This is a genomic window from Microbacterium sp. C7(2022) (genome assembly GCF_028823665.1).
GTDB lineage: Bacteria > Actinomycetota > Actinomycetes > Actinomycetales > Microbacteriaceae > Microbacterium.
The window spans coordinates 161,112-178,228 of sequence record NZ_JAPEHV010000002.1; the positions used below are offsets into that span (position 1 = coordinate 161,112).

At 65.4% G+C, this 17,117-nt stretch carries 17 protein-coding genes and 2 tRNA genes; 3 read left to right on the forward strand and 16 right to left on the reverse strand.

Features of this window, described 5'->3' with window-relative positions:
• Nucleotides 1-23 precede the first annotated feature (23 nt).
• The 6 genes from tatA to ON062_RS02870 form a co-directional block, all read right to left on the reverse strand.
• Nucleotides 24-269, reverse strand: a complete 246-nt coding sequence (gene tatA, locus ON062_RS02845) for a twin-arginine translocase TatA/TatE family subunit (protein ID WP_274645617.1) — start codon at nucleotides 267-269, stop codon at nucleotides 24-26.
• Nucleotides 270-363: 94 nt separating this feature from the next.
• Nucleotides 364-1,323 carry a YafY family protein gene (locus ON062_RS02850; protein WP_274645618.1) on the reverse strand — a complete coding sequence of 320 codons (960 nt, stop codon included), beginning with the start codon at nucleotides 1,321-1,323 and terminating at the stop codon, nucleotides 364-366.
• Nucleotides 1,320-2,249 carry a YafY family protein gene (locus ON062_RS02855; protein WP_274645874.1) on the reverse strand — a complete coding sequence of 310 codons (930 nt, stop codon included), beginning with the start codon at nucleotides 2,247-2,249 and terminating at the stop codon, nucleotides 1,320-1,322. The genes ON062_RS02850 and ON062_RS02855 overlap by 4 nt, the downstream gene beginning before the upstream one ends.
• Before the next feature lie 110 nt (nucleotides 2,250-2,359).
• On the reverse strand, nucleotides 2,360-3,322 hold the full coding sequence (locus ON062_RS02860) for an FKBP-type peptidyl-prolyl cis-trans isomerase (protein ID WP_274645619.1): 963 nt from the start codon (nucleotides 3,320-3,322) through the stop codon (nucleotides 2,360-2,362).
• Between the two features lie 9 nt (nucleotides 3,323-3,331).
• Nucleotides 3,332-4,354, reverse strand: a complete 1,023-nt coding sequence (locus ON062_RS02865; protein ID WP_274645620.1) for a tRNA (adenine-N1)-methyltransferase — start codon at nucleotides 4,352-4,354, stop codon at nucleotides 3,332-3,334.
• Complete coding sequence (locus ON062_RS02870) at nucleotides 4,351-5,034, reverse strand: HAD family phosphatase (RefSeq protein ID WP_274645621.1); 684 nt, start codon at nucleotides 5,032-5,034, stop codon at nucleotides 4,351-4,353. Before ON062_RS02870 ends, ON062_RS02865 begins: the two co-directional genes overlap by 4 nt.
• A gap of 82 nt (nucleotides 5,035-5,116) precedes the next feature.
• Between ON062_RS02870 and ON062_RS02875 the strand changes: the two genes are divergently transcribed.
• Entirely contained in the window at nucleotides 5,117-5,989 is an 873-nt protein-coding gene (locus ON062_RS02875) for a PAC2 family protein (RefSeq protein ID WP_274645622.1), read from the forward strand.
• Between the two features lie 18 nt (nucleotides 5,990-6,007).
• On the opposite strand, the gene ON062_RS02880 is transcribed toward ON062_RS02875, so the two are convergent.
• From ON062_RS02880 to ON062_RS02890, 3 genes are all read right to left on the reverse strand, one after another.
• Nucleotides 6,008-6,832 carry an undecaprenyl-diphosphate phosphatase gene (locus ON062_RS02880; protein WP_274645623.1) on the reverse strand — a complete coding sequence of 275 codons (825 nt, stop codon included), beginning with the start codon at nucleotides 6,830-6,832 and terminating at the stop codon, nucleotides 6,008-6,010.
• Between the two features lie 52 nt (nucleotides 6,833-6,884).
• Nucleotides 6,885-8,189, reverse strand: coding sequence for a M20/M25/M40 family metallo-hydrolase (locus tag ON062_RS02885; protein ID WP_274645624.1), 1,305 nt, complete (start codon nucleotides 8,187-8,189; stop codon nucleotides 6,885-6,887).
• Nucleotides 8,190-8,449: 260 nt separating this feature from the next.
• Nucleotides 8,450-8,525 (reverse strand) — tRNA-Glu (locus ON062_RS02890).
• Nucleotides 8,526-8,649: 124 nt separating this feature from the next.
• On the opposite strand from ON062_RS02890, the gene ON062_RS02895 reads away from it, so the two are divergent.
• Both ON062_RS02895 and ON062_RS02900 read left to right on the forward strand, forming a co-directional pair.
• Nucleotides 8,650-9,288: an MBL fold metallo-hydrolase gene (locus ON062_RS02895; protein ID WP_274645625.1), complete on the forward strand. Its 639-nt coding sequence runs from the start codon at nucleotides 8,650-8,652 to the stop codon at nucleotides 9,286-9,288.
• Between the two features lie 127 nt (nucleotides 9,289-9,415).
• Nucleotides 9,416-10,330: an aminoglycoside phosphotransferase family protein gene (locus ON062_RS02900; RefSeq protein ID WP_274645626.1), complete on the forward strand. Its 915-nt coding sequence runs from the start codon at nucleotides 9,416-9,418 to the stop codon at nucleotides 10,328-10,330.
• Nucleotides 10,331-10,342: 12 nt separating this feature from the next.
• Here the strand turns inward: ON062_RS02900 and ON062_RS02905 are convergent, their stop codons facing one another.
• The 7 genes from ON062_RS02905 to gltX all read right to left on the reverse strand — a co-directional run bounded on the left by ON062_RS02905 (nucleotide 10,343) and on the right by gltX (nucleotide 17,036).
• Complete coding sequence (locus ON062_RS02905) at nucleotides 10,343-10,612, reverse strand: HPr family phosphocarrier protein (RefSeq protein ID WP_274645627.1); 270 nt, start codon at nucleotides 10,610-10,612, stop codon at nucleotides 10,343-10,345.
• Nucleotides 10,613-10,629: 17 nt separating this feature from the next.
• On the reverse strand, nucleotides 10,630-12,690 hold the full coding sequence (locus tag ON062_RS02910) for a fructose-specific PTS transporter subunit EIIC (RefSeq protein ID WP_274645628.1): 2,061 nt from the start codon (nucleotides 12,688-12,690) through the stop codon (nucleotides 10,630-10,632).
• A gap of 24 nt (nucleotides 12,691-12,714) precedes the next feature.
• Nucleotides 12,715-13,668, reverse strand: a complete 954-nt coding sequence (locus ON062_RS02915; RefSeq protein WP_274645629.1) for a 1-phosphofructokinase family hexose kinase — start codon at nucleotides 13,666-13,668, stop codon at nucleotides 12,715-12,717.
• Nucleotides 13,665-14,441 carry a DeoR/GlpR family DNA-binding transcription regulator gene (locus ON062_RS02920; RefSeq protein ID WP_274645630.1) on the reverse strand — a complete coding sequence of 259 codons (777 nt, stop codon included), beginning with the start codon at nucleotides 14,439-14,441 and terminating at the stop codon, nucleotides 13,665-13,667. Before ON062_RS02920 ends, ON062_RS02915 begins: the two co-directional genes overlap by 4 nt.
• A 79-nt stretch (nucleotides 14,442-14,520) precedes the next feature.
• Nucleotides 14,521-15,282: a hypothetical protein gene (locus ON062_RS02925; RefSeq protein ID WP_274645631.1), complete on the reverse strand. Its 762-nt coding sequence runs from the start codon at nucleotides 15,280-15,282 to the stop codon at nucleotides 14,521-14,523.
• A gap of 93 nt (nucleotides 15,283-15,375) precedes the next feature.
• Nucleotides 15,376-15,447 (reverse strand) — tRNA-Gln (locus ON062_RS02930).
• 74 nt (nucleotides 15,448-15,521) lie between these two features.
• The gene (gltX, locus tag ON062_RS02935; RefSeq protein ID WP_274645632.1) at nucleotides 15,522-17,036 is read right to left on the reverse strand and encodes a glutamate--tRNA ligase; all 1,515 of its coding nucleotides are present in this window, start codon (nucleotides 17,034-17,036) and stop codon (nucleotides 15,522-15,524) included.
• Nucleotides 17,037-17,117: the final 81 nt, after the last annotated feature.

Below are 17,117 nucleotides of genomic sequence, written 5' to 3' on the forward strand. Positions count from 1 at the left end.
GTGTCTTCCGCGGTCACCCCGGACTAGGGCTTTGCGTCGGAGTTTCCGGCCGAGTCCGTCCGGTTCTCGGGGGAAGGTGCCTCGGTCGAGCTCGCCGTCGAGTCGGTCGCGGACGCATCCTCTTCTTTCATCGCCTTCATTTCGCCGCGAAACACTCGGGCCGACTGACCCATGCTCTTCGCGAGTGCGGGAAGCTTCGCAGCACCGAACAGGAGCAGGATCACGGCGAGGATGATCAGGAAGTGCCACCCGGTGAGGCCTTGCAGCATGATGATGTCCTTTCGGCGGGTCGGTTGCCAGTCTAACCCGGGCTCTACTTCGAGAGGCACAGACAGACGATCCGCCGTTGCCTTTCCTCCGGGCTCAGCGGTATTGGTCCAGCCCCGCCGATGCCCATTCCGCGGCAGCGGCGCGGGCGGCGGGCGGGCGCACAATCTCCACGGCACCGCCGCGACGAGTTGCCAGCCGGCGCAAGCTCAGTTCATCCGCGACGCGCATGGTCGCCTCACTCATCGCTCCACGCGAATTCACCTCCGCCCGTGCGAGATACTCCCCCAACAGCGGAGCCTCGGCAAGCGGGAACCGGACCGTGGCTGTGAGGTCGTCATCGCTTGCGTCAAACCACGCGGAAACATCCCCGCTGTGACTCACCGGCATTTCAGTGAGGCTGAGATCACTGACACGGTCGAAGTGGAAAGTGCGCATGGCCTTTCGCAGATGACACCAGCCCTGCAGGTACCACTGGCCGTCCGCGATCTGCACCTTGACGGGATCGACCGTCCTTGTGGTTGCGGAAGCATCCGGAGCTTTATAGGTAAATGACACCGCGACCCCGTCCTTCAGCGCCTGAGCGACCACCTCGCGCGCATGATCCACCGGGCCAGGAGCGACGATCACATCGACGGGCGCTCCCGACGCACCGCGAGCAAGCTTGGCAAGCAGTCCCGTGAACACGTCGGAATCGCCGATGCCGGGCAGCGACCGCGCGAGCTGGAGTCCTGCCAGGAGTGCCGCGGCTTCACGCGTCGTGAGCTTCGGTGATCGCTCGAGCCCGACGGTGTTTGTGAGCGCAATGCGGTCTTGCTCATCGAGCAACGTCCAGTCGATGTCGAAGAGGTCGTTCGGCATTTGCCAGAAGCCCCCGTCTCCGGGTCGGCCGATCACCGTCAACTTCTCGACCATGGCCCGCATCGCCTCGGGCGTGACATCGAAATCTACCGCCGCTTGTTCCACGCTGACTTCACCACGGGCCACGAGATACGGCACGAGTTGTAGCATCAGCGCCGCGCGATCGGTGGCGACGAGGGTGGGCTTCTCGCTCATGATGGCTCCTCGTGCGCTCTCAGAGCGCCCTGCAAGCGCTCAATGACCTTGTCTCGGAGGTCGGCGGGTTCAACCACCCTCACCTCGGGGCCATACGAGGCCAGTTCGTCAGCGAAGATATGGGCGTCGACAAAGGGAGCACGCAGGCCTTGGTCGGCGGGCAAAGCGCGTCGAGCCAAGCGCAACGAGGCTTCGGTACCTGGGTTCACCTCGAGGTGAGCGATGTTGCGCGAGGCCACATCGCGCAAACCGGCCAGCGCCCTCTCGCCCGCATCCTTCCGCTTGTCGCGGGCATAGCTCTGCCGAGTGATCGTGACATCCCCCACGATGCGACTGAGGAGAAACGTCCGCTCCGCACCGGCATCCCGGTCAAACCCGAAGACATGCCAGCGAGCCTCGTACTCCACCAGTGCCAACGGTTCCACCCGTCGCACCCGCGGGGTGCGCTCCCCGGGCTTGAGGTAGGCAAAGTTGACGCTTCGACACTGATCGATTGCCCGCTCGATCGGCGCGAACGACGGCTCCCGCATACTGATGCGCGGCGCGAACCCAATGATCGGCTCATCGACCTCATTGCCCAGAGCGCGGATCTTCCTCAGGCCGCTGCGCGCGGCATCCGTCATCGACCCCTCGCCCCATACGCTCCCCGCGAGATGGAGCAGGGCGGTCTCTGCCGGCGTGAACTCGATGTCGTCCGGCAAGGAGTACTCCCCGATGGCGATCCGATACCTGGCGGATCGCAGGTCTTCGGGGTCCGCGGTGTCACCCAGGGTCTCGATAGGCACTCCGAGCTGGCGCAGGTTGAGCTTGTCTCGCTCAAAACTCTTCTCGAGCGCGGCCTTCGATGCTCCGGCCTCGCCCAGTTCGCGGTAGCCCGAGACCGACGACAAGATGGCGTCCTTCGTCAAACCGTGATCGGTCGCCATCAACGCGACCACGAGGTTCAGTAGGCGCTCTTCCGGCGACGTGGGGGTGGAGGGTTTGTCGGGCACCCCGCCATCCTAGAGCGAGAGTGGAACCGGGCGGCGGTGCCGCGCTAGCTCAGGGGCGCGTCGTCAAGACCGAGGATGTCGATGACGAACACCAGCGTCGAGCCCGCGGGGATCGACCCCTGCGCCTGGTCGCCATAGCCCTGCTCAGGCGGGATCACGACCAAAACCTGTGACCCCACAGTCTGGCCGTCCAGAGCCGCAGCGAAGCCGGGAACGACCGCGTCCAGCGTCATCGACGCGGGCTCGGAGTCCCAACTCGTGTCAAAGACCTCACGTTCGTCCCACGTCACGCCCGTGTAGTGCACACGAACGGGCTGCTCACCTGTGACAACGGCGCCGTCACCCTTCTTGAGGGTCTCGATCTGCAGGCCGTCAGGTGCCGCACCATCGGGAACGATGATGCCGGGGCGACCGTCGGGAGCGCGCACAACCGTCGGAAGGCCATGGCCGACATTGAACTGGTTGTCGCCGTCTGCGGCGCTGAGGTACACCTTGCGGACGTCGACCACAGCGATCACGGTGTCATCTTCAGCGACGCCGACGCTCGCGAGCGACGCAGCGTCGTAGTCGCCCGGCGCCATCGCGATAGTTACGCGAGAGCCCGGCGACGCGCACACCAGCGCGTCGGTGAACGCGGGAAATTGCTCGGCCCAACGGTCGACCGTGTACGCGCGCGACAGGTCACCGTCGTACGGGGTCGCGAGCAGCGCGTCGCCCGTCTCTCCGCTGAAGAGCGCCACGTCTACGACGATGAGTTGGGACGATGCCTCCACCTCAGTGCCTTCACCGGCGACATCCTCCCGGAATTCGGTCTGCTCGACGTGGAACGGCGTGTACAGGTCGATGTTCGGCACCGCGTCGACAGAGCCGGTGACGTTCACGAGGTCGAGCGCCGCAACATCGGCTGACTCGGGGACGCAGTCGTCAGCTGACGGAGAGCTCGTGCAGCCTGTCAGGCTGACAGCAGCAAGCGCGGCAACGGCGAGGGCAGCGGGGAGTTTACGCACCGGAACAGTCTAGGCCGAACCCTCTGGCTCGTCGCTCGCCGCGCCCTCGACTCCCGCCGCGATGCGTGCGCCTTGGGCCGCGCGCTGGGCTTCACGCACGCGTTTGCGCAAGTTCTTGTCGGTGATCTGCCGATCGCCTACGGCGCCGGGAGTCCAGAGTTCGACATCCTCGTCGCTGTAGCTCGACTTCGACGCGCGCCGCTTTACCTCGGGCGGCACCGCGCCCGGTGCCAGGCGACGTGCCCACACCAGGAAGCCCGTGTGCGCGACCATACGGTGATCAGGGCGCACCGCGAGGCCCTCGACATGCCACCCACGCACCATCGTCTCGTTCGCGTCGGGCTCGGTGAACAGCCCTGTCCCGCGGATGAATTCGGCAACGCGGCTGAGCTGAGTCGCCGTCGCGACGTAACACAGCACGACTCCGCCCGGAGTGAGTGCTTCGGCGACGACATCGATGCACTCCCACGGCGCGAGCATGTCGAGCACGACGCGATCGACCGACCCCGGCGCCACCGTCTCGAGCAGCGCCTCGCCAAGATCGCCGACGACCACGTCCCAGTTCGTCGGCCGCGCACCCATGAACGTTTCGACGTTGGCCTGCGCCACATCGGCGAAGTCCTCCCGACGCTCGAACGACACCAGCCGACCTTCGGCCCCCAGGGCGCGCAGCAACCACAGTGAGAGAGCACCTGATCCCACACCAGCCTCGACCACGGTCGCACCGGGGAAGACGTCAGCCTCAGCAAGGATCTGCGCGGCATCCTTCGGGTACACAATCGCTGCACCACGGGGCATTGACATGACGAAGTCACGCAACAGGGGCCGGAGCGCCAAATACTCATGACCGCTGCTGTTCGTCACGACCGAGCCATCGGGTTCTCCCACGAGCTGTGAGTGGCGCAGCACGCCGTGGTGGGTGTGCAGTTCCCCTCCCTCGCGCAGCGTGATGGTGTGCATCCGGTTCTTCGGCCCGGTCAACTGCACGCGGTCGCCGACGCGAAACGGTCCGCTGGGTCGCTGGTTCGTCATGAGTGATCCTTTCGTCCGCGCACCAAGGCGTGGAAGGCCGTCAGGTCGTGCGCGGTGCGCCCTTCGAGTGTCGGCCAGATGGCATCCGCTCCGACACCTTCAAGAGAGACCATCAGAGGTACACCGATCGTTGCAGCGCCGGATGCCACGGCGGCACGCAGTCCGTTGGGAGAGTCCTCGATGGCCACGGCCTCAGCCGGCGTGACACCCAATGCCTCGCACGCTTGCAGATACGGATCGGGGAAGGGCTTAGGCCGGGTCACCTCGTCTCCGGCAATCACCACGTCGAATGCGTCGAAGTCGATGAGATCGACCACCGTATCGGCCATGCGGCGTAAAGACATCGTGACGAGCGCGGTCTTTACCCCTGCCGCACGTAAGCTCGCCAGCAATTCTTGAGCGCCGGGTCTGAAGGGCACTCCCTTGGTGGCGAGCTGGTGCATGACGCTGTCGGTCAGATGAGCCGTGATTTCGGGGACGGCCATGCGCACGCCGGCGGACTGGAAGATGCGCGCGGCATCGTCCAGGCCTAGACCGACCAAGCCCAAGGCTTGTTCGTGGGACCACGTGCCGCCGAAGCTCTCCACGAGCGGGGTCTCGGCCGCCATCCAATACGGTTCGGTATCGACGAGGGTTCCGTCCATGTCCCACAGGACCGCGGAAAGCTGGGGGGAACTCACCGGACAATGCTACCCGTCAGGGGCTACCCGTCGGTGGTCGGGCCTATTGTGGAGGGAACTCATCAGGGGCAGAGGAGGTCGCGTGGACGGATTGGGACGCCGAGTACTGGTGGCCGCGTTCGACGGATGGAATGATGCGGGTGAAGCGGCGTCGTCGGCTATCGCGCACCTTCGCGAAGCCGGCGAGTACGAGCCCGTGTTCCAGGTCGACCCCGAACTGTACTTCGACTACCAGTACACGCGCCCGCAGATCACCATGGACGCCGACGGCACACGCTCGCTTGCGTGGCCTGAGGCGACGCTTCTGAAGCCCACTCGAACAACACGCGGCACGCAACTCTGGTTGCTGACGGGTGTCGAACCCGCCCGGGCATGGCAGGCGTTCGCCGCGGAATTCATCGATGCCGCTCTGAGCCACGATGTGACGGGCTTCGTCGCCCTGGGCTCGATGATGTCGGACGTGCCCCACACGCGCCCGATCTCAGTCTTCGCGGGAAGCGACTCGGACGCCCTGCGCACCAGTCTGGAACTCGAGAAGAGCACCTACGAAGGCCCCGTGGGCATTTTGAGTGTGCTGGGGTACGCGGCGAATGAGGTGGGTATTCCGTCCGCCAGTCTGTGGGCCAGCGTGCCGCACTATGTCGCGGGCCACACGCCCTCCCCCAAGGCGACCCTCGCACTACTCGACCGGCTTGAGGACCTCACCGGCGCGTCGTTGCCCCGTGGCGACCTCTCCACCGCGGCTGCCGCGTGGGAGGCATCCATCGACGCGGCTGCAGCCGACGACGAAGAGATGACCGAGTACATTCAACAACTCGAGCGCACGCGAGACACGTGGGACTCCCCCGAAGCGTCGGGCGACGCCATCGCGCAAGAGTTCGAGCGATACCTGCGACGCGGTGGTGAGGGGCCCACCAAGCCCGGACGCGACGATCCTCCGTCGCCGCGACGCTGACCGCGCGGTGCTCGCGGCTCAGGCCGAGATCACACCCATACTGAGCAACACCAGAATCGTGGAGCCCAATGCGACTCGGTACACGACGAATGGCAAGAAGCTGTGCTGTGAGATCCACTTCATGAAGAACGCGATCACGGCCAGCGCAACGACGAAGGCGACCACCGTCGCGACGGCCGTCTCGCCCAGGCTGAATACGCCCGGCTCGTTCCAGCTCTTCGCGAGTTGGTAGAAGCCGCTGCCGAACACCGCGGGGATCGCCAGCAAAAAGGCATAGCGCGCGGCTGCCGCTCTCTCGTAACCCATGAACAGCCCCGCGGTGATTGTGCCGCCTGATCGCGAGACACCGGGGATCAACGCCAGCGACTGGGCGAACCCGTACACCACGCCATGGCCGACGGTGAGGTCGTTCAGCTTGCGTTTCTTGGCACCCACATGGTCCGCGATTCCCAGCAGCACACCGAAAAAGATCAGCATGCCCGCGATGAGCCATAGCGAACGGAAAGTCGTCTCGATCTGGTCTTGGAACAAGAGCCCGAGCACGACGATCGGGATGCTGCCGACGATGATCAGCCAGCCCATCTTCGCGTCCGGGTCGTTGCGCGGGATCTTGCCGGCAAGCGAGCGGAACCAGTTACCGATGATGCGGACGATGTCTCGCCAGAAGAACACGACCACGGCCGCCTCGGTGCCGATCTGCGTGATGGCGGTGAACGCCGCTCCCGGGTCTTCGGCGCTGGGCAAGAACTCGCCCAGAATTCGCAGGTGCGCGCTCGAAGAGACGGGCAGGAACTCCGTCAGTCCCTGCACGAGCCCGAGGATGATCGCCTCGAATAGATTCATGGGCGCCTTTCACAGCACGATGCCGGGGCGCGGCATCCAGGTTCATTTGTCATCAGTAAGTGCGAAGCAAGTCCGCGAGCACAGCACGGCCGAAGTCGAGTGCGTCGAGCGGCACGCGCTCGTCGACTCCGTGGAACATGCCGGTGAATTCGAAGTCCAGGGGTAACCGAAGGGGCGCGAAGCCGTAGCCCTCGATGCCGAGAGTGGCGAGCGCCTTGTTGTCGGTACCTCCACCGAGAAGGTATGGCACGACAGGCGCGCCAGGGTCGTGGTGACCGAGCGCCCCGACCATCGCATCGACGAGGCCACCGGAGAACGGTACTTCCAGCCCGATGTCTTGATGCACGATCTCGACCTCGACGTGCGGCCCCACGATGCGGCGGATCTCTGCCAGCGCGGCGTCTTCGGTGCCGGGGAGCACGCGAACATCAATCAGCGCCTCGGCGCGGTCGGGGATCACGTTGTGCTTGTAGCCTGCCGTCAGCCCGGTCGGGTTGGTGGTGGTGCGGAACGTGGAGCGCAAGAAGCCGGATGCTGTCCCTGCTGCCATCGCGACCTCATCCGGGTCGCTCGACGTCGAACCAGCGAGCTCGCCCAGGCGGCTGACCATCTCCGCAGTGGCGGGCGTCAAGCTGACCGGCCACTGGGTGGTGCCCAACGTCGCGACGGCATGCGCGAGGTGCGTCACCGCGTTGTCGAAGTGAAACGACGAACCGTGCGCGGCGCGTCCGCGCGCGACGAGGCGAATCCAGATGAGAGCCTTCTCGCCGACCTGCAGTAAGTAGGCGCGACGATCGCCGACACCGATCGAAAATCCGCCGACTTCGCTAATCGCTTCGGTGGCTCCTTCGAACCATTCTGGGTGATTCTTGACGACGAGTTCTGAGCCCTCCACGCCCCCGTTCTCCTCGTCGGCGAAGAAGGTGAGGATGACATCGCGTTCAGGTTGCTCGCCAGCGCGGAGGATGTCGGCGGTTGCCGTCAGCATCATTGCGTCCATGTCTTTCATGTCGACCGCGCCGCGCCCCCACAGCATGCCGTCGCGGATCTCGCCAGCGAAGGGGTCAACCGACCAGTCCTCGGCGATCGCGGGCACGACGTCGAGGTGCCCGTGCAGAACCAGCGCAGGCTTATCGGGGTTGCGCCCTGGTACGCGGGCCATCACGTTGGTGCGACGCGCGATCGGCTCGTAGAAGACCGGATCCAGACCGATCGACTCGAGATATGAGCCGACGTACTCGGCGGCTTCACGCTCACCCTTGGCCGTACCGCCACCATGGTTCGTGGTGTCGATGCGGATGAGGTCGCGCGCGATGCGAGCGACCTCGGCGAGCGGCGCGTCGTCGTGTGAGGGCATGCCGACAAACTTACCCGCTCGGCGCCTTCCTCCCCCGCGCCCGCTGCCGAAGACCCGGCGCGCACGCGCGAGCGAGCACCAAACCTGCAGGTGGGCATGAAAACTGATGCTCACATGCAGGTTTCATGCTCACGGCGCCCGCGTCGGGGTGCGGCGCCCGCGTCGGAGTGCGGCGCGCGCGTCGGGGTGCTGGGCCCCGCACCACGGCGGGCCGCTCCGCGAGACGACGAAAGCCCGTCCGAGTGGACGGGCTTTCGTGGTGGTGACCCCAGCGGGATTCGAACCCGCGTTACCGCCGTGAGAGGGCGGCGTACTAGGCCGCTATACGATGGGGCCGTACTTTTTCGCTGCCGTTTCGGCAACCGTTCGATTATGCCACGGCTTCTGCGCGCTCTCCAAATCGAGCCGCGAATCGCGTGTTCTGTTGCCGGTGAGACGCATCGACGGTTGACTTCGTCTTATGCGAATCACGAAATTCGAGCACGCAGCGCTGACCGTCGAGGCAGCCGGCCGCACGCTCGTCATCGATCCGGGCTCGTTCACGGCGCCGCTGATCGATCTCAGCGATGTCGTCGCGATCGTGCTCACGCACGAGCATCCCGATCATTGGACGCCCGAGCATCTGACCCGGTTGCTACATGCCTTCCCGGATGCTCCGATTTACGGTCCGCAGGGTGTTGCCGACGCCGCATCCGACTTCCCTGTGAACGTGGTCTCCCCCGGAGACGCGATCACCGTAGATCCCTTCCACCTCGAGTTCTTCGGCGGGCGTCACGCCGTCATTCACGAATCGATTCCTGTGATCGACAATGTGGGCGTGCTGGTCAACGACAGCCTCTACTACCCCGGCGACTCCTACGCCGTACCCGAGGGCCGCACCGTGGAAATGCTCGCAGCGCCCGTCGGGGCGCCGTGGTTGAAGATCGGCGAGGCCATGGATTTCGTGCTCGCGGTCGCCCCACGGCGCACGTTCGGGACGCACGATATGACGCTCTCCACGATCGGTCGGCAGATGGGCCGAGCGCGGCTGAAGTGGGCGGTGGAACAGCACGGCGGTGAGTTCATCGAACTCGACCCCGGGGATAGCGCAGAAACGTAGAAACGACGGCGGATGCCGCGCGGCTTCGACCCACGGCATCCGCCGTCTGTATGCGCGGCACACCAAGAGTGCACGTCGCAGTGCCACGACACTACCCGAGGCGCCTGCTGCTCGCTAGAGTGCACAGGTGCCGAATCGACCCCACGCCGAAGTCGCGATCGACGAGGCGCTGGTGCGCTCGTTGCTGGTCGCGCAGGGCGGTCTCGTGGTAACGGATGCCGCGACGGCTCACCTGAGTCGTGCCAGCTCCGGGTGGGACAACGAGATGTGGCGGGTGGGCGACCGCCTCGCCGTCCGTCTACCACGTCGCGCGCGTGCCGCGCCGCTTATCCATCACGAGCACGCCGCGTTGCCAGAGATCGCCATCGCACTGCAGGCTGCCGGCGTCGAGGTGCCGGTGCCGTTGGTAAGAGGCGAACCATCAGCCGACTTTCCCTGGCCGTGGTCCGTTGTGCCCTGGTCGGAGGGCTGCCGTGCCATGGATCTTCCCCGTGGGACGCGCTCTTCTTGGGCAGCATCCCTCGCGCAGGCTCTGCTCGCGCTTCACCATGTCGCTCCCGATGATGCGCCGCAGAATGTCTTTCGTGGGCCTCCGCTTGATACTCGCGACGGCGACGTGACCCGGCGCATCCAGGAGTTGCATGCCTCGGGCGCGCTTTCTCGCGCGACCGCTCGGGCCGTTCGGGGCGTGTGGCGCGCGGGCATCGATGCTCCGACGTGGCCGCATCCGCCGGTGTGGATCCATGGGGATCTCCACCCCGGCAACCTGATCACCTCTCACGGCACGCTCGCGGCGATCATCGATTTCGGGGATGTGACCGCGGGCGATCCTGCTTACGATCTCGCGGTGGCGTGGCTCACATTCGACGCTGCCGGGCGCGATCACTTCTGGCGCGCGCTCGGGAACGGCTACGATCCGTGCATCGAAACTCGGGCGCGAGCGTGGGCCGCCGTAATCTGCGTCATGTTGCTCACGCACAGCGACGACAACCCGGACTATGCGGCACTCGGCGCCGAAGCGCTGGGCGAAGTGCTCGCATAGTCCGGGTGTGTGTTACTCGGCGTCGAGATCGGTTTCTAACAGGGCGACAAGTTCGTCAAGCGCCTGTTCGGCACCCTCGCCGTCGGCCTTCAACGTGACGACGGTGCCCTTCGATGCGCCCAGCCCCATCAGTGACAGGATGCTGCCGGCATTGAGGTCGGGTCCGCCTTCGGCGGCGATCGTGACGGGTACCGGCTTTTCTTGCACGGCCTTCACGAAAAGCTTCGCTGGTCGCGCGTGAAGCCCAGAGCTGCTCGCGATGGTTGCGGTGCGTTCTGCCATTTCTGTCTCCTTCTCAGTCATGCCGCGGCCGGAACGGCTTCGGCTTCGAGTGCGGGCGTCTTGCGCACGGCCCACTTCTTCAACGCGACCACGGCGAAGGCACTCACGACGGTTCCGGCGAGGATCGCCACGACGAAGCCCCAGAAGGGTTTGATCGCGAACCAGACGAACACGCCGCCGTGGGGCGCAAGGGACTGCACGCTGAACGCCATGCTCAGCGCTCCGGTGACCGCACCGCCGAGCATGGACGCTGGAATCACGCGTAACGGGTCGGCTGCGGCGAACGGAATCGCTCCTTCGCTGATGAACGCGGCGCCGAGGAGCCATGCGGCCTTACCGTTCTCGCGTTCCACCTGCGGGAACAGCGGTCGCGCCAACACCGTCGACGCGAGTGCCATGGCCAGCGGCGGGACCATCCCCGCAGCCATAACGGCCGCCATGATCAGATACGGCGTGGAGTTCTGTGCCGAGACCTCGGCAAGACCTGCAACAGCGAACGCGTACGCCACCTTGTTGATCGGGCCACCGAGGTCAAAGCACATCATGAGCCCCAGCACGACACCGACGGCGATGATTCCGGACGTGCCGGCGAGATCATTCAGCCACACCGTCAGCCACTCCATGAGGGTGGCGATCGGGCGCCCGAGGAAGAGAATCATCAGACCGGATGCCACGATGCCGGCCAGCAACGGAATGATCACCACGGGCATCAGCCCTCGCAACCACTGCGGGACGCGCCACGACGCGATCCACCACGCGGTTACACCGGCGAGCAGACCACCGACGATGCCGCCGATGAACCCTGCATTCATGAGTGCCGCGACAGCACCCGCGACAAACCCGGGAGCAATACCCGGTCGATCGGCAATCGCAAACGCGATGTACCCCGCGAGAGCGGACACGAGGAAGCCCATCGATGTGGCGCCGATCATGAAGAACACCGAGCCCAAGTACTGCCCGAGCGGCCCGAAGTCACTCGTGATGTTCTCGGTCGGTAGATCCCACAGGGAGTTCTGCACGATCACGTTCGCGGCGTTGTCGGTGACCTGGTAGCCGCCGAACAGGAAGCCGAGCGCAATCAGCAAACCACCGCCGGCGACGAACGGGATCATGTAGCTGACGCCGGTGAGCAGGATGCGCTGAATGCGAGAGCCCCATGACGGCTGCTCCCCCGTACTACCGGGTGCTGCGGATGCAGCGGCATCGCCGCTCACACGCACGGCTGCGGGATTGTTGGCTGCGGCGACCGCCTCAGCGATAAGCGCATCGGGGTGCTCGATCCCGCGTTTCACGCCAGAGCGCACCACGGGCTTGCCCGCAAATCGGCTCAGCTCACGCACGTCCACATCGGTAGCGAAGATCACCGCGTCCGCGGCTTCGATCTGCTCCTGCGGGAGTGCCTGATAGCCGCTTGACCCCTGCGGCTCGACGACCAGATCAACGCCAGACTTCTTGCCGGCTGCCGTGAGCGCGTCGGCAGCCATGAAGGTGTGGGCAATTCCTGTGGCGCAGGATGTCACCGCGACGATGCGCGCCGGTCGACCGTCCACGCTGAGCGCCGAGGGCACATCGACGGCAGGGATCGAGGCTTCCTGCGCAGCGGGCGCATCGGAGGGCGCTGCTTCAGCTTCACCAATCGCGACGCGTACGATCGACACAACCTCTTCAGCCGTCCCCGCGGCCCGAAGACCGGACGTGAAGTCGTCCTGCATGAGGCTACGCGCGAGCTTCGACAGCACAGCGAGGTGCTCCTCCGCCGCGTCGGCGGGCGCAGCGATCAGGAACACCAGATCGGCCGGCCCATCGTCGGCGCCGAACGCCACGCCCGGTGACAGGCGTGCGAACGCGAGCGATGCCTCAGTCACCGCGGCGCTCTTCGCATGCGGGATGGCGATTCCGCCGGGGAGACCGGTTTCGTCCTTTTCTTCTCGCGCCCACGCGTCGGCGAACAACGCTTCTGCGTCGGTCGCGCGTCCTTCGTCGACGACGCGCGCTGCCAGGGCACGGATGACGGCTGCTTTGTCGTCTCCGAGCGCGGCGTCCAGGCTCACCAAGCCTGGTGTGATGGTGTGTGACATGGCTACTCCGATTGTCAGCGGTGGTCAAAGCGACGTGATCGGCACGTCGCCGGGTGGAAGATCAGAGGGTGCGGGAGGTTGGGTGCCGGGCAGTGATGCCGCCGCAGCCCCGTACCGGATCGCATTGGCGAGGCACTCCCCACCATCTCGCCCGGCGAGGTCGGCGAGCAGGAAACCCGCGAGGGAACTGTCGCCCGCACCAACGGTGCTGGCGACGGTGATCGCCGGCGGCCGCCCAAACCACGCCTGGTCAGCCCGCACGAGAGCGGCGCCTGCGGCACCGAGGGTCACCAGCGCTGCCCGTGCACCATGCGGCACGACACGTGATGCAAGCACCTTGGCGTGATCGGCCGCGGCGCGCCCTGTGAGGTCGGTTGCGAAAGGAACACCCACGAGATCGGCGAGCTCGTCCTCGTTCGGCTTGATCAAGTCCGGACGTCCGTGCGCGACGACGTGACGCAGCGGCGCACCGGAGGCATCCACTGCAATGAGTGGCGCCCGCCCGCCATGGGCCTCGCGTACGGCAACGATCACGCGCGTATAGAAGTCCTCCCCTGCTCCGGGCGGGAGGGAGCCGGCCAACACGAGCCACCTCGCGTCGACGCATGCGTCGACGGTGGATCGCAGCAACTCGTCTGCCGTCGCTTCCGCCATCGGCGCGCCAGGAAGGTTGACTTTCGTGGTCGTCCCCAACGGATCTGTGAGTGTCAAGTTGACACGCGCATGTGACTGAGCGGCCACCACTCGCGTGGCGAGACCGGTAGCAGAAACGACCGCGCTGAAGGGGTCCGAGGGGGCAAGCGGCAGCACCGCGAGAGCTGGCGTCCCGGCTGCGGCGATCACGCGAGCAACGTTGATGCCCTTTCCGCCGGCGTCCTCTCGCCCGCTCAGCGCCGTTTGCACCTCGCCGGGGGCGAGGGAGTTGCCCAGGGCGAGCGCGCGGTCCCACGAGGGATTGGCTGTGAGAGTGACAATCATGCGACCCAGACCTCCACATCGGCGTCGTGAAGCGCCGCCGCGAGCGCGGCGCCTGGCGCGGCATCCGTGACCAACACATCGATGTCGCTCAGCGATGCGAACCCGACGAGCAACTCCGCATCCTGCTTTTCGCGGTCAGCGACCACCACGACGCGGCGAGCGGAGCGGACGATAGCCCGTTTGACCGCGGCTTCGTCAGGGTCGGGAGTACTACAGCCAAACTGCGCAGAGATGCCGTTCGTGCCCACGAACGCAACGTCGGGGCGTAGCGACTCGATCGCACGTACCGTCTCGGATCCCACGGCAGCGCCGGTAACACCCCTCACTCGCCCACCGATCAGGCTGAGAGTCGCGGCAGGTGCATTCGACAGGGTGAGGGCGAGCGAAAGTGCATGCGTGACGACCTCGACACCCGGGCCGAGGCTCGGTGCCGCCTCACTCGCGACGGCATCCGTCGTCGTGCCGGCATCGAAGAAGACCGACCCACGAAAAGACGGCGACAACGCAGCGGCGGCGCGGCGTGCGATCCGCTGCTTGGCAACGCCGTGCTGGCCGCGACGCTCGAGCAGCGTCGGCTCGAGCGTGCTCGAACGTTGAGGGGCGACCGCTCCCCCGTGCACACGACGGAGCAGGCCGGCGCGCTCGAGTTGATCGAGGTCGCGGCGAATGGTCTCGGTCGTCACGTCGAAATCGCGTGCGAGCGCGACCACGCTCACTCGGCTGGTCTCAGCGAGTTGCGCCTGAATGCGGCTCTGTCGCTCCGTTGCGTACACGTGGAACACCCTTCATCGGATTCCCACACGCTACAACACAAAGCAAGTCAAAACAAGCAATAACAACAGAAAAGCAAACCTATGGAAGATACTCCCCGCCGACGTCGCCATAAAGCCAGATCTCGGCTGCGTCTGCTCGCACGAACACTCGGATCACTGAGCCCTCGGGCAGGGACGGATCGGGGCTCGGCATGGCGCCGTCGAAGAATCCGCCCGCCCCAATGGCCACATCGAGCACCGGGTCCAACCCCTGCGTTTCGCACGAAGCTCCCGCAACACCCGACTCGTCAGGCACGGCGGCGATGTTCACCACCAACGCGCAATGGATGCCAGGTTCTGTCTCGACCAGCCACACCTGGAGGTCCCCGATGCTCTCGTAGCCCCGATAGTTCGTGCCGCCGGTGCCCCACGCGTTGATCTGCTCCACCAGGGCGGCGGAAGGCTCCGCATCGGTCGCCGCCAGCACGAAGTCTGCGCGCGCCTGACCCGCCGAGATCCATGCACCACCAGCAAGCACGCCCACGGTGACGCCGAGCGCCCCCGCCGCCACAAGCATCCACGGGCGGATCCGGCCCCGCACATTTGGGCGTCCATCCACCGCGCGCGCGCTCGAGACGGGCTCGGCTTGTGACGGAATGCGCAGCGGGCTATCGAGAGAGATCTGCGGGCCCGGCCGCGACGGGGCATCAAGAGCACTCGCTACGCCCGCCGTCGACTGCTCCAACTCTTCGAGGCGAGCTTGCGCATGCGGATCGTTACCAATGTCCGCATTCGGCCCGTACGCGCGTGCTCGAAGCGTTGCGAGCTCGTCATCCGGGCCGGATCCGCTCTCGGAGGCCATGGTCCATTATGGAGCGGTAGGCCACACGCAGACGCGGTTGTTGTGCCGAAAACATGAACTCCTCCGACTCACAAGGAGTCAGAGGAGTGCTTGCTGGGGTACCTGGACTCGAACCAAGAACAACGGAACCAGAAACCGCCGTGTTGCCAATTACACCATACCCCAAGGCAGTTCAGCCAAGGCCGTGCCGAAGATCGAGTCTAGACGACGATCCGGCCCTTGCCAAACTGAGCCTCGCGTCAGGACTCGCGGTCTGCAAGCGCCCGCAGCCGGCGCAACGTCGTGCTCTTACCGAGCAACTCCATCGATTCGAAGAGCGGGGGTGACACCCGACGTCCGCTGAGCGCGACACGCAGCGGCCCGAACGCCACGCGCGGCTTGAGGCCCAATCCATCAATGAGGGCCGCCGACAACGCTGCCTGCGCGGACTCAGTGCCGAAACTCGCTTCATCGACGGATTCCAGAGCGCCTATCGACGCCTGCAGCACGTCCTCCGTGTTCGCCGGCAGCGACGACAACGCGTCCTCGGCGTAGACGATGTCGTCGGTGAACAGGAAGCCAAGCATTCCTGGCGCATCGCCGAGCAGTTGCATCCGCTCTTGAACGAGAGGCGCCGCGGCACCCAGCATCGCCTGTTGCTCGGGCGTGGGGATTGCATCGATGACCCCGGCCTGTGCAAGGTAGGGCACGAGGCGCGCAACGAACTCCCCAGAATCCAGCATGCGCACATGATCACCGTTGATCGACTCCGCCTTCTTCTGGTCGAAGCGCGCAGGATTCGGATTCACGTCGGCAATATCGAAGGCTGCGACCAGTTCATCCAACGAGAAGATGTCCCGATCGTGACTGATCGACCAGCCGAGCAGCGCGAGGTAGTTGAGAAGACCCTCGCGAATGAAGCCGCGTTCACGCTGAAGGAACAAGTCGGCTTTCGGATCCCGCTTGGAGAGCTTCTTGTTTCCCACTTCGCCCAACACGAGCGGCATGTGGGCGAAACGCGGCACGAAGGTGGTGACACCCGCATCGATCAGGGCGCTGTACAGCGCGAGCTGACGGGCGGTAGACGGCATGAGGTCTTCACCGCGAATCACGTGGGTGATCCCCATCAGCGCGTCATCAACCGGGTTCACGAACGGGTAGAGGGGCACTCCCCCCGCACGAACCAGCACGAAGTCCGGGAATGATCCGGCCGGGAACGTCACCTCGCCGCGGATCAGATCCACGTATGTGAGGTCTTCGTCGGGTACACGCAGCCGCCATGCGGGCTCCCTACCCTCTGCTCTGAACGCGGCCTTCTGATCCTCGGTGAGATCGCGGTCGTAGTTGTCGTAGCCGAGCTGCTTTGCGCGGCCATTGGCCTCGTTTCGCGCGTCAATCTCAGCAGCGGTCGAGTAGCTCTCGTACACGGCACCCGTGGCCTTGAGCTTCTCCAGCACGTCGAGATGGAGGTCGTGGCGCTGTGACTGCCGGTAGGGAGCGTGCGGCCCACCGACCTCCACACCCTCATCCCAGTCGATCTCCAACCACCGCAGCGCGTCGAGCAACTGCTGATAGCTCTCTTCACTGTCTCGCGCGGCGTCCGTGTCTTCGATACGGAAGACAAGCTTCCCGCCGTGGTGACGGGCGTAGGCCCAGTTGAACAGCACGGTGCGAATGAGGCCGACGTGCGGAAGGCCCGTAGGAGAAGGGCAGAAGCGGACCCGAATATCGGAGCCGGTCGCCTCGGTGGTGCGGGGATCGGGTGAAGAAGTCATCGTCGGCAATTCTACGTGCGGTGACCCCTTGACAACCGCGCACATCGCGCGCTATACAACTTGTTACATATGTGTATCTGC

What these genes read in the sequence shown, in the direction of transcription:
- ON062_RS02915 (WP_274645629.1), bottom strand. Translation starts at nt 13,668, where the DNA reads ATGATTGTCACTCTCACAGCCAATCCCTCGTGGGACCGCGCGCTCGCC.
- gltX (WP_274645632.1), bottom strand. Translation starts at nt 17,036, where the DNA reads ATGACTTCTTCACCCGATCCCCGCACCACCGAGGCGACCGGCTCCGAT.
- ON062_RS02880 (WP_274645623.1), bottom strand. Translation starts at nt 6,832, where the DNA reads ATGAATCTATTCGAGGCGATCATCCTCGGGCTCGTGCAGGGACTGACG.
- ON062_RS02895 (WP_274645625.1), top strand. Translation starts at nt 8,650, where the DNA reads ATGCGAATCACGAAATTCGAGCACGCAGCGCTGACCGTCGAGGCAGCC.
- tatA (WP_274645617.1), bottom strand. Translation starts at nt 269, where the DNA reads ATGCTGCAAGGCCTCACCGGGTGGCACTTCCTGATCATCCTCGCCGTG.
- ON062_RS02905 (WP_274645627.1), bottom strand. Translation starts at nt 10,612, where the DNA reads ATGGCAGAACGCACCGCAACCATCGCGAGCAGCTCTGGGCTTCACGCG.
- ON062_RS02925 (WP_274645631.1), bottom strand. Translation starts at nt 15,282, where the DNA reads ATGGCCTCCGAGAGCGGATCCGGCCCGGATGACGAGCTCGCAACGCTT.
- ON062_RS02850 (WP_274645618.1), bottom strand. Translation starts at nt 1,323, where the DNA reads ATGAGCGAGAAGCCCACCCTCGTCGCCACCGATCGCGCGGCGCTGATG.
- ON062_RS02910 (WP_274645628.1), bottom strand. Translation starts at nt 12,690, where the DNA reads ATGTCACACACCATCACACCAGGCTTGGTGAGCCTGGACGCCGCGCTC.
- ON062_RS02885 (WP_274645624.1), bottom strand. Translation starts at nt 8,189, where the DNA reads ATGCCCTCACACGACGACGCGCCGCTCGCCGAGGTCGCTCGCATCGCG.
- ON062_RS02855 (WP_274645874.1), bottom strand. Translation starts at nt 2,249, where the DNA reads ATGGCGACCGATCACGGTTTGACGAAGGACGCCATCTTGTCGTCGGTC.
- ON062_RS02865 (WP_274645620.1), bottom strand. Translation starts at nt 4,354, where the DNA reads ATGACGAACCAGCGACCCAGCGGACCGTTTCGCGTCGGCGACCGCGTG.